At 38.7% G+C, this 11,492-nt stretch carries 9 protein-coding genes; 8 read left to right on the forward strand and 1 reads right to left on the reverse strand.

Features of this window, described 5'->3' with window-relative positions; genetic code table 11:
• Positions 1 to 91 precede the first annotated feature (91 nt).
• Positions 92 to 469, forward strand: coding sequence for a hypothetical protein (locus IW16_RS10465; RefSeq protein WP_034743462.1), 378 nt, complete (start codon positions 92 to 94; stop codon positions 467 to 469).
• A 73-nt stretch (positions 470 to 542) separates the two neighbouring features.
• Here the strand turns inward: IW16_RS10465 and IW16_RS10470 are convergent, their stop codons facing one another.
• On the reverse strand, positions 543 to 1,403 hold the full coding sequence (locus IW16_RS10470) for a DUF4349 domain-containing protein (protein WP_034743465.1): 861 nt from the start codon (positions 1,401 to 1,403) through the stop codon (positions 543 to 545).
• 149 nt (positions 1,404 to 1,552) lie between these two features.
• Between IW16_RS10470 and IW16_RS10475 the strand changes: the two genes are divergently transcribed.
• From IW16_RS10475 to IW16_RS10505, 7 genes are all read left to right on the forward strand, one after another.
• A complete protein-coding gene (locus IW16_RS10475) occupies positions 1,553 to 2,620 on the forward strand; it encodes a DUF2891 domain-containing protein (protein ID WP_034743468.1) in 1,068 nt (355 codons plus the stop codon).
• Between the two features lie 39 nt (positions 2,621 to 2,659).
• Entirely contained in the window at positions 2,660 to 3,505 is an 846-nt protein-coding gene (locus IW16_RS10480; RefSeq protein ID WP_034744222.1) for a helix-turn-helix domain-containing protein, read from the forward strand.
• A 90-nt stretch (positions 3,506 to 3,595) separates the two neighbouring features.
• Positions 3,596 to 4,906: a TolC family protein gene (locus IW16_RS10485; protein WP_034743471.1), complete on the forward strand. Its 1,311-nt coding sequence runs from the start codon at positions 3,596 to 3,598 to the stop codon at positions 4,904 to 4,906.
• Positions 4,907 to 4,929: 23 nt separating this feature from the next.
• On the forward strand, positions 4,930 to 6,042 hold the full coding sequence (locus tag IW16_RS10490) for an HlyD family secretion protein (RefSeq protein ID WP_034743474.1): 1,113 nt from the start codon (positions 4,930 to 4,932) through the stop codon (positions 6,040 to 6,042).
• A 345-nt stretch (positions 6,043 to 6,387) separates the two neighbouring features.
• The gene (locus tag IW16_RS10495; protein ID WP_034743478.1) at positions 6,388 to 7,980 is read left to right on the forward strand and encodes a transporter; all 1,593 of its coding nucleotides are present in this window, start codon (positions 6,388 to 6,390) and stop codon (positions 7,978 to 7,980) included.
• A 180-nt stretch (positions 7,981 to 8,160) separates the two neighbouring features.
• On the forward strand, positions 8,161 to 10,371 hold the full coding sequence (locus tag IW16_RS10500; protein ID WP_034743481.1) for a TonB-dependent receptor: 2,211 nt from the start codon (positions 8,161 to 8,163) through the stop codon (positions 10,369 to 10,371).
• Between the two features lie 106 nt (positions 10,372 to 10,477).
• Positions 10,478 to 11,290 carry a siderophore-interacting protein gene (locus tag IW16_RS10505; protein WP_034743484.1) on the forward strand — a complete coding sequence of 271 codons (813 nt, stop codon included), beginning with the start codon at positions 10,478 to 10,480 and terminating at the stop codon, positions 11,288 to 11,290.
• Positions 11,291 to 11,492 lie beyond the last annotated feature (202 nt).

Below are 11,492 nucleotides of genomic sequence, written 5' to 3' on the forward strand. Positions count from 1 at the left end.
TTTTCGTTACTTTTCAACATTTAACAACCCTTAACAACCCCTTTGCACCATTATTGTTTTATAGAGTATATAACACCAAAAAAAATAAATTATGTCAGAAAAGAAATTAGCCGGACTTTGGATTGATACAGAAAAAGCAGTAGTTGTAAAGAATCATGATGCACAGAATGCATTTAAATTTTTCCTTTGCAGCCCCGTGAAAGCAGAAATTCAACATGGAAACTCAAGTGAAAATGCAGCGAATAATGCTGAACGTACCAATAGAGTAAAGTTCTTTAAAGAAGTAGAACATCTTCTGACCAATTCACAGGAAGTGTATATTACAGGCCCCGGAACGATTCAGGAAGAGCTTAAAAATTACCTTCACGACACGGCTCAGTTTAAAAATCTTACCATAACATTAGATACAGCACAGAAAATGTCGGACGAGCAGGTGCTGGAGACGGTTAAAGATTATTTCAATGCTTAAATCATTGATTATGCAGTAAAAATCCGGATATCATAGATATCCGGATTTTTATTTTAAATGAAAATATCTTTTGTTACTTTACTTTTCCTGACTTCCATTTTCTCCACAGAAAAACAAGAAGTGGAATCAGTAAAAAGAATGGCCAAAATGAAATGATTCCCAATAGAAAACTTACAAAACTGTTCCAACCCTCTGTTACAGAATCACCGAAACGGCTTCCGAAACCTATTTTTGAAGTGGCTGAGCTTCTTACTTTTTCTTTATATAAACCCAGATTAAGCGTACTGTAATTTACCCGGTCATCTATGAATCTGAGCCTGCCCTCTGCCACGTCTATTTCATCTTCCAGTTCGCGGATGGTTTCCTGAATCTCAAGCATGTCCTTTGTCGTAGAAGCACTTCTTAGCATATCCCGATACTTTTCCAGATAGATCTTTTTATTGGCTAGCTTGATGGAAACATCAGTATATTCTTCAGTAACATCATCAGATGAAATATTTTTGGACAAAACAGATCCAATTCCATTAGAGAATGAGTTGACTAATGCATCAAAGTTTTTATGAGGTACACGGATAACAAGATCAAGATTGTCGTCTATATCTGTATTTTGGAACTGTTCATTTTGAATATACGCGTTGTTTTTCTTCAAAATATCTTCAACCTGGTTCTGAGTTTTTTTAATATCTCCCACCTGGAGTTTCATGGTACCGTTTTTAATAATCTTTTTGGCGATGGTATCCATCTTTTTAGGTGCTGCAGAAGGTTGAATAGATTTATTTTCGTCCGGCAGAAGTTTCTCACTAATAGTATTTGGAGGAGCAACCTCATATTCAGCAACAGCGATTGGCGGGGAGGCATTTGCAGGAGCCTGCTCGGATTTCTTGCATCCGGTTATTGCGAGGATTATGAATAAAGGTAAAAAAAGTTTTATCATGAATATTTTTATTGAAACTTATCAAAAATTATGCTTAAGTGTTTGTTTTGTTTAAAATCCATATTTATTTTAAAAATTATTTGTGATTTGTTTATTTAATCTGATTTAAAAGATAATTTGAAATCTAAATTATTTTCTATTTTTAATGAATGAAAAAAAGTCTTTTAGCATTCGTATTTTCTCCATTCTTGCTGTATGCCCAGGAAGTTCCCAAACTTACCGATGAAATGGCAGGTAAATTATTAGAAAAACCCCTTCATTGCATCAATCAGGAATATCCAAATAAAACAGCCCATATCATCAATAATGCCGGCGAAGTTAGTCTGACTCCAAAAGACCTTCATCCGAGTTTTTACGGCTGTTTCGACTGGCACAGCTCCGTTCACGGACACTGGATGCTTGTGAGATTGCTGAAGACAAAACCTAATCTGGCCAATGCCAAAGACATTGAAAAAATTCTTGACCATTCATTAAATAGAGAAAACCTACAGGCCGAAGCCGAGTATTTCACAAAATATCAATTGACCACCACGTTTGAAAGAACATATGGCTGGGCCTGGCTGTTGAAACTGGATGAAGAACTGACAACCTGGAACCATCCTAAAGCTAAGATCTGGCATGAGAATTTAAAACCACTGACAGATCAGATCTTAAAGTCCTGGAAAGCCTATCTTCCTAAGCAAACCTATCCAAACAGAACGGGTGTTCATCCTAATACTGCATTTGGTCTGGCTTTCGCGATCGACTGGGCGGTTGCCAATAAGGATAAAGAGTTCGAAAATCAATTGAAAGAAAAAGCAAAGTATTTTTACGGAAAAGATCAGAAAACACCGGCTTATCTCGAACCGGACGGATCAGACTTCTTTTCGCCAAGCCTTGAAATTGCAGATTTGATGAGAAGAGTACTGCCACAAAAAGAATTCGTGCAGTGGCTGAACAGTTTCTATGATAAAAAAAGCCTTGAAAATATTGAAAAAATACCAGTTGTAAGCGATCTGAGTGATTATCAGACTGTACATCTTGTTGGACTTTCTTTTTCTAAAGCATGGTGTATGAAGGGGATATCGAAAGCGCTTCCTGAAGAACACCCTTTGAAAAAAGATTTTAAGAAAACTGCTGATGTGTTTTTAGCGAATGGACTTCCGTTATTATTTCAGGGAAATTATGGTGGAGATCACTGGCTGGCGAGCTTTGCGGTTTATTCCCTGGAAGATTAAATGGTTGTAAGCACCGAATATATTGGCTACATTTGTCTTATGTCAGCCTTAGAAAAATTCGGTGTTGAAATATTTACTCAACATAATATTTTCGAGAGAATTTCTGCGGATAAGCCTTTCCGTCCGGAAAACCCTGCCTTTATTTTTATCAAATCGGGTACTATAAAGCTCCGTCAGCATTTCAGTGATTTGGAGCTCTCTGCCAATATGTTTATGGTAACTGACCCTCAGACCATTTATGAAATGGTTTCTGTAAGCGGTGATTTCCAGTCTAGAATGGTTTCGTACAAAAGAGATTTTATTTCAGCGTTGTCATTGAAATTCAATAGATTGATTACCTACCGTTATTTCAGGCAGCAGATGAACAGGGGAGTTCCCTTTGCGGAAAATGAAATGGATGTGGTCTGGAAAAGTGTTAATTTCCTAAAGTATATCCTTGATTCAGAAACAGAAATGCTGTATAAAAAGGAAATGGTAGAACATCTTTTCTCCGTTTTCTGTTATCAGATGGCAGGAATTATTTCTAAGGAAGATAATAATTCTATGAACCAGATGTCCAGACAGGAGGAAATTGTTTTTGTATTTCTCACTGATCTTGCAGAACATCATCTCACAGAGAGAACCGTTGAGTTTTATGCCGAACGGCAGTCGATTACAACCAGACATCTTTCTTCGGTAGTAAAATCCATTACAGGAAAGTCCGCCAGCCAGATTATTGCTCTGATAGTTATGAATGAGGCAAAAGTGCTTTTGAACTCCTCCAATAAACCTGTTTCAGAGGTTTCTTCAATCCTTGGTTTCAGTGATCAATATTCGTTTTCCCACTTTTTTAAAAAACATCTTGAAGTAAGCCCCAGTCAGTACAGACATCAGTTTGAAAATTGAAAATATTACATTTGAACATCTTTTTCCAAAATTCAAACATTTGATTGAATTTGCTGCTGCCGTAACTTTGCCTTCGTAAAACAAGGTAAAATGACAAATAATATAAAAACAGCACTATCACTCGTGATAGCTCTATTTCCTGCGCTGTTTTTTTCTCAACAGATGAAACAGATGACCGCAGGTGAAGCTGCCGATATGGCTGTGAAAAATCACCAGCAGTTAAAAGTAGCTGCTCAGAATATCGATATCGCAAAACAAAATACAAACATTGTAAAACTTCAAAAGCTCCCTAATATCACGGCCTCTACAAGTCAGTTTTATTTAGGCGATGCGGTAGCAATCGATAAAGATTTTTCCAATTCAACCAATATCCCGATGCCTCACTATGGAAGCTCATATGCAGTGCAGGCAACCCAGTTGATTTTTAAAGGAGGTTTAGTGACCAAATCTATTGAAATGGCTGGTCTACGTGAGCAGCTTTCCGAGTTGGATCTGGAAAAAAATAAGCTTGATGTGAAATTTTTGGTGATTTCCAATTATCTGGATGTGTATAAAATGGTGAATCAGGAATCTGTTTTTCAGAATAACAAAAAACTGGCTCAGGAACGTCTGAAAAATATCCAGAAATTTTATCAGCAGGGAATGGTGACCCGTAATGAGGTGATCCGTGGAGAGCTTGCTATCAAAAATCTGGATCAGGGAATTCTGACTCTGACCAATAATAAAAAGATCCTTAATTATAATTTGATTATCGCCTTAGGACTGCCTTCCGAAACGGAGATTGTTCCGGTTGAAAGTTTAACGGATAAAGAATCGGTGATCGGCATGGATTATTATATGGATCTTGCCCATGACAGCAATCCTCAACTTAGATCTGCAAAGAAAAATATTGATGTTGCTGATAAGAACATCGAAATCATCAAAACAGATCAGCTACCGACGCTTTCCGGGTTTGGCGGCTATACACTGCAGCGTCCCGTTACCACAAGGAATCCTGTTCTGGATATGTATTCAGGAGGATGGCAGGCAGGTGTTTCATTGAGTTATAATATTGATAATTTATACAGAACAAAAGAAAAAGTGAAGCTTGGTGAACTGCAGAAAACACAGGCAGGTGATGCAGTAACGCTGGTTCAGCAGAATGTTGATATGGCTGTCAATGCAGCTTACGTAAAATACCAGGAGTCGATTCAGCAGGCTGATATTTTAAATGATTCAAAAAGACTGGCAGAAGAAAACTACAAGATCACGGAAGCTAAATATTTAAACCAACTGGCAGTACAGGCTGAAATGATTGATGCGCAGAATCAGAAACTCCAATCGGAACTGGATTATGCAAATGCTGAGATCAATGTACTGTATCAATATTACAACCTGCTGAAGGCTGCAGGAACGCTTTAATTTAAAACTGAAAATCAAGGACAATGGAAAACAAGGAACAAACTACTCAAAATACTCAGGCAGCTCCGGCACAGTCAGGGGCAGCAGTTAAAAAGAAACAGAACAAAAATAATAAGATCAGAGCTATAATTTCTAACGTTATTGTATTTCTGATAATCGGATTCGGGCTTTTCTGGCTGGTCCGGGAATATTTTCATATCGGAGACAAGACATATACAGAAGCTGCTCAGGTTGAAGAATTCATCAACCCCATCAATACAAGGGTTTCTGCTTATATTAAAGACATAAAATTTATTGAGCATCAGAAAGTTAAAAAAGGAGATACTCTCGTAATTCTGGACAAAAATGAATTACTCACTCAGGTAGGCCAGGCAGAAGCTGCTTATCAGAACGCAATGGCGCAGAGATCTGCAACAAGTTCATCTGTAAATACAGTTTCCAACAATGTAAGTGTGATGGAATCCAATATTGCAGGAGCAAAAGCAAGACTATGGAATGCCGAACAGAATTTAAACCGATATAAAAATCTTCTTGCAGCAGAAGCGGTAACCAGACAACAATATGATCAGATCAAAACGGAATATGATGCACAAAAAGCAGCGTATGAAACATTGGTGAATCAGAAACAGTCTGCTAATCTTACCACAACTGAAGTGAAAAGCAAGTTAGGGATCAATGATGCAGAGATCAAAAGAACAAAATCCGCATTGGACATGGCAAAGATCAATCTTTCTTATACTGTGATCACGGCACCTTATGACGGAATCATGGGACGGAGAATAATCTCTGAAGGGCAGCTGATCCAGCCGGGACAACAAGTGGCTACTATCGTTCTGAATGGTCAGAAATGGGTGACAGCTAACTTCTTAGAAAGCCAGATGCCGAATATTAAGATCGGCGAAAAGATGACAATGACGGCTGATGCATTGGGCGGAAAGAAATTTGAAGGGGTTGTAACTGCTGTTTCAGCGGCAACTGGTTCAAGATATTCCAGTGTTCCTACAGATAACTCTACCGGTAACTTTATCAAAGTACAACAGAGAATTCCCGTGAGAATAGAATTTACCTCTTCCAATAAAAAAGAAGACCTGGAAAAGCTGAGCGCGGGAATGAATATGAATGTCAATATTAATTAAGACTGAAAGACATCAGACATCAGATTTCAGACCTTGAATGCTGAAGATTATAGACAAAATAACAAGGTCTGTTGTCTGTAATCTGTCAAAGCCATTATTTGCTGAGGACACGAATAAATATTAATTAAGACTGAAAGACATCACATATCAGATTTCAGACTTTAAATGCTGATTTGTAAAGAATTAATGTATTTCATATGTCATCTGAACAAAAAGGAACTTAAAATAAGTTTTGCAAAATTAAGAATAAAAGATATCAGGTTTCAGGCTTTTTAGTGAAGGAGAAATTAAAGATGGAATAGTAAAGTCTGTTATCTGAAATCTGACATCTAGTATCTAAAAAACATGTACAACAAAGGACTATATAACGACTGGGTGCCAAAACCCGTACAGCTGCTGCTCATCGTACTGCTATTGGCCGTAGTAATGCCACTTGGCGGGGTATATACCGGAAATATCAGTTATCTGGTAAGCGGTACCGGAGCGATGACAGAATATTTTATGTGGGCAAACTATGCGACCACAATCGGAATGGGGGCTTGTATGCCGGTCGTTCTCAGAATGAAAATGAGATTCAAGGTCAGAGATAAAATGACCGTATTGCTTGTTCTTTTAGGACTGCTGAGCTATATTAACGGAACCACGATGCAGCCGATGGTCTTTGTATTTACAGCCCTGTTTATAGGATTTTTAAAAATGATGGTGACCATAGAACTGTTTCTTCCGTTAATGATGATGATTGGAAACAGAGGTATGTTTTACGGACTGTTTTACACCTTTGTGTTGGTAATGAATCAGGTGGCGGCTTATTATGCAGTGGTTGTTTCCATTAATTATAACTGGCAGCATTTTTATCTTATTGCGGCTGTATTGTGTTTTATGCTTGCACTGATACACTGGATCTTTATGCACAATAAATATTTTGCCCTGAAAGTTCCACTTCATTATATCGACTGGATGAGTATCATGTTGTTCGCATCAACATTTATGTTTTCAGCCTATGTTTTTTCTTTCGGGAAACAGCAGGACTGGTGGAATTCCAGAAATATCATCAATGCAAGTATGGCTGCATTTATAAGTTTTGCTTTGCTGGTCATTCGTCAGTTCACCTTGAAAAGACCTTATCTATCATTCAAAATATTTACGAAAAATAATGTACAGCATGGGCTCTTTATGCTTTTGTGGTTGGGAATGTTTTTAGGAACTACTTCACTTCAGAATACCTTTGCAGTAGGAGTTTTGGGATACGATCAGCGTACCAATGCAGGACTTAGCATGCTTATGATTCCAGGGATTATTCTGGCTGGCGTTATTGCTGTATTCTGGTTTAAAAAAGAAATACCATTGAAAATGTATATCTTCTCGGGGTTTTCGGCGATGATGGGATATGCATTGATCATGTACTTTTCGATGGTTTTAGAATTCAATTATGAGAACTGGTATCTTCCAATGTTTCTGAAAGGCTATGGAATGTGTTCCCTGTTTATTTCTGTGTGGTTCTATACGCTGGATAAACTTGAAATAGATGATATGCTGGCAGCCATAGGACTGGTATTGGTATGGAGAACTTTCCTTGCAGTAGGATTCTTTTCGGCATTGTATTCATGGTTTCAGTACCGTTTTCAGATTATGGCGGTAGGTGATCTGGCTGTATATATCGATGGGATGACGGTTACTCCTCAGACTTTAGCGGGGAATATGAAAACCCTTCAGCTCAATGCAGTCATTGTGTCCGGTAAGAAGATTTTCGGATATATTATTTTGACCGGTTTTGGGGTGTTGCTTTACGTGATGACGCATCATTTCGGAAGAGAAAGATTTCAGTATTTAAGATTCATCAGAGTTTTGGGTGGTAAATCTGTGATTGCCAGAAGAAGGCTCCGTGAAAGAAAGAAATTATTAGAAGAAATAAAAGACGCGGCAGGGCCTGCGGTTTAAAGATACCTTGTTTTTCATGAGTAGGATCCTGGGCTTTGCGAAGTCTGGGATCCTGCGTTTTTATAAGTGAAAAATAGTACGCTCTTTTTGATAAAATATGAAAAATTTCATATCCTGTTGTTTTTATTTAGAAGCAATAAAAATTAAATTTGACAGATTATAAAAACTTGAGTAGAAAGAATGAAAAAGCAGTATGCATTCATAGGTCTATTGGCGTCGGGAATCGTATTTTCTCAGACAGCTAATGATTCTGTAGCCTCTAAAGGTATTGATGATGTAGTGATCGTAGCATCCAGAAAACCCACTAAAATCTCCGACATTCCGGGGACGGTTTGGGTGGTTCAGAAAGAAAAAATTCAGGAGCAGGCAAAAAGCGGTGTTCCTCTTAAAGAAATGCTTTCTATTCTGATTCCAGGTATGGATATCGGGCCGCAGGGAAGAACCAATTACGGACAGAATATGAGAGGACGCTCCGCGTTGGTAATGATAGACGGAGTTTCGCTGAACAGTATCCGTACTATCAGCCGTCAGCTCGACGCTATTGATCCTTTTAATATCGAAAGAATTGAAGTGCTTTCAGGTGCCAGTTCTATTTACGGAGGAAATGCAACCGGAGGTATCATTAATATCATCACTAAAACTCCTTCCAGGAAAGGGATTAGTGGAGAAACTGAATTAGGGGTAAGAACCGGATTTATGGGAAAAGATGACCACGATTTCCGTGCTGCCCAGGCCATTGCTGTAAAAGGCGAAAAGGTTTTCGGGAGATTAGGTGTTGCTTATCAGCAGAATGGAGGAGTTTACGGTGCCGATGAAAATCAGGTTTTAACAGATATTACACAAACAGACCTTCAGTACAACCAGTCGATTGATATCCTGGCAACAGGAGGTTATAAATTTAATAATAAACATAAGATTACCGCATCTCTTCAGTATTACAATTCTAAATTCAATGGAGACAGAAGCCTTTATTTAGGGCAGAATCTAAGTGCTTTTACAACGAAGAATGCAGGGTTGCTGGAAATGCGTGACGGTTTTTCATCCGATAAAAATGTAGGGACGGAACGTTTTATGGGGACAGTTGCGTACAACGGAAACAATATTTTAGGAGGTCAGGATCTGTATGTACAGTTTGCAGCGAGAGGAGAGAAGTTAGGATTTTATCCTTTCCCCGGAAATGTTAATTTAAATAGCGTAAACACGGCTTATATGTCTTCTTCACAGCAGGACACCTATTATTCCGGGGTAAAAGCACTACTGTCCAAATCATGGAGAGGTCTGAACGTAACTTACGGAGTAGACGTCGACCTGGAGAAATTTGAAGGGGCCCAATCCGTTTATGATATCGCCAAAACGATGTCAAGCGGAGGCTTAGTCAATGAGACACAATATAGCCTTGGAAGATACCCAACGAACCATTCTCAGAGTTATGCAGGATATGCTCAGGTTAAATATGACATCTTTCCCAAACTTCAGATCAATGGAGGTATCCGTTATCAGAGTATGAATGTAAAAGTAGATGATTTCGTAGGTTCTGTACAACAGACACAGGTTGCCATGGGGTGGGGAAGTTCAGCTTCTGCTATTCCAGGCAGAAAAAGCTCATACAATGTAACATTAGCCAATGCCGGAGTATTGTATAAATTCAACGAACAGCATCAGGCTTGGGGGACATTCTCGCAGGGAGTAAGCTTGGCTGACCCCTCAAAATATTACGGAATCGGCGTCTATAGTCTGAAAGGAGGAAACTGGGATGTCATTTCCAGCATCAATGTCAAAGAACAGCCATTACAGGCTGTCAAAACCAACCAGTTTGAAGTAGGTTACCGTATCAATAAGGGAGGATTGAGAGGACAGATTGCAGGTTTCTTAAGTAATTCGGATAAGAATATTACTGTAGATAAAAAAACATTACAGATCCTTGTCAATGACTTGAAGCTGAGAAATATGGGAATTGAAGCTGAGATTTCATACTCTATGAACAATGGAGTTTATTTCGGTGCCAGCGGACTTTTGATCAAATCAGAGGTTGAGAATAATGACGAATGGAAAAAGCAGGAAATCTACAATGCTTCCCCTTCAAAATTGGTGACCTATATCGGGTATAATGTTAAAAACTGGTCTTTCAGATTCCAGTCACTACAGAATTTCAAGCTGACGGATGATCTTAAAAATGAGATAGACGGTTATAATACTTCGGATGTTATGGTAGGATACCGTTTCGACTGGGGTAAATTTAATTTAGGAATTCAGAATGTTTTCAATACAGATTATCAAACGATCTGGAGCAAGCGTTCTCAGGTTTTATATTCAAGTTACGGTCTTCCTGAGCTGTTCAGTTATAAAGGAAGAGGACGAACATTTAACCTGTCTTATACCTTTGACTTTTAGAAATTTAAATGAAAGCATTTAGCCTTGATTTAAATTCAATATTATAATAACATATCCGGCTTCTGTCAATCCATTGAGGCCGGATTTTAATTAAAAAAATTCAGTTATGGCTAAAATTCAAACAGGCCGCATTGTTGCGGAAATGACGAGAAAAGAGTATATCACTGATCATTATATCAGAGTATATCTGTATTCTCCGGAAGCACATTTTTTTAAAAATACCACCATCGGTGATAACAATAAAATTGCCGTACCTCCGGCAGGTTTGGATGAAATCCATTTTCCAACGCTGGATGAAAACCGCCAATGGGTGTATCCGCCAAAAGAAGTGGCTCCAGCTGTGAGAACATATACCCACAGAGGGATTGATCTGGAAAACAATGAGCTGATCATCGATTTTGTAGACCATGGAGACGGAGGACCTGCATCACAATGGGCGAGAGAATCTGGACCCGGAGCGAAATTGGGAATCATGATGCGAACTGAAGCAAAAGAGATGTATCCGGAAGTTGAATTTTATCTGTTCGTGGGAGATGCCACAGCAATTCCTGTTTTGAGTGCTATGCTGGAAACCCTGCCGGAAAAAGCAAAAGGAGTCTGTATCATTGAAGTTCACGGAAAAGAAGATGAACAGAACCTTGAAACAAAAGCTGATATTGAATTTAAATGGCTTCATAATGCAACCCCGCATATCAGCAGTGAAATGGCTGATACCGTAAAAAGCATCACTATTCCTGAAACCTCCAGATTCGGATATGTTGCTGCAGAATTTTCAAGCGTTAAAGAAATCCGTACCTATCTCAGAAAGGAAAAAAACTGGACTTCACAAGAGCTTAATGCCTATTCGTATTGGAAAGCAGGTGTAGCAGAAAACGAATCGGAGAAAGACAGACATAAGGAAAAGGATTCAATGGGGTAGGTGTTCTGGGGTTTCGGGATATGATTTTCTGAGTTTGATCGCAGTTGTAATGGTTGTTCGTTATTTTGGCTTCAAGTCGGAGTAGTAAGGTTAATAGTGCATTTTGCTTCGCAAGTGAATGATGGATTACTAACCACGCTGCCTGTAGCAACAGGAAAGCCAGCAACCGCAGCTAAAAACTCTCTGACCTCAAACCCACATC

This window comes from Chryseobacterium vrystaatense, from assembly GCF_000737765.1.
GTDB lineage: Bacteria > Bacteroidota > Bacteroidia > Flavobacteriales > Weeksellaceae > Chryseobacterium > Chryseobacterium vrystaatense.

Bases quoted from the DNA above. Each gene is read 5' to 3' on its own strand.
- IW16_RS10495 (WP_034743478.1), top strand. From the start codon at position 6,388: ATGTACAACAAAGGACTATATAACGACTGGGTGCCAAAACCCGTACAG.
- IW16_RS10490 (WP_034743474.1), top strand. From the start codon at position 4,930: ATGGAAAACAAGGAACAAACTACTCAAAATACTCAGGCAGCTCCGGCA.
- IW16_RS10505 (WP_034743484.1), top strand. From the start codon at position 10,478: ATGGCTAAAATTCAAACAGGCCGCATTGTTGCGGAAATGACGAGAAAA.
- IW16_RS10475 (WP_034743468.1), top strand. From the start codon at position 1,553: ATGAAAAAAAGTCTTTTAGCATTCGTATTTTCTCCATTCTTGCTGTAT.
- IW16_RS10500 (WP_034743481.1), top strand. From the start codon at position 8,161: ATGAAAAAGCAGTATGCATTCATAGGTCTATTGGCGTCGGGAATCGTA.
- IW16_RS10480 (WP_034744222.1), top strand. From the start codon at position 2,660: ATGTCAGCCTTAGAAAAATTCGGTGTTGAAATATTTACTCAACATAAT.
- IW16_RS10485 (WP_034743471.1), top strand. From the start codon at position 3,596: ATGACAAATAATATAAAAACAGCACTATCACTCGTGATAGCTCTATTT.
- IW16_RS10465 (WP_034743462.1), top strand. From the start codon at position 92: ATGTCAGAAAAGAAATTAGCCGGACTTTGGATTGATACAGAAAAAGCA.
- IW16_RS10470 (WP_034743465.1), bottom strand. From the start codon at position 1,403: ATGATAAAACTTTTTTTACCTTTATTCATAATCCTCGCAATAACCGGA.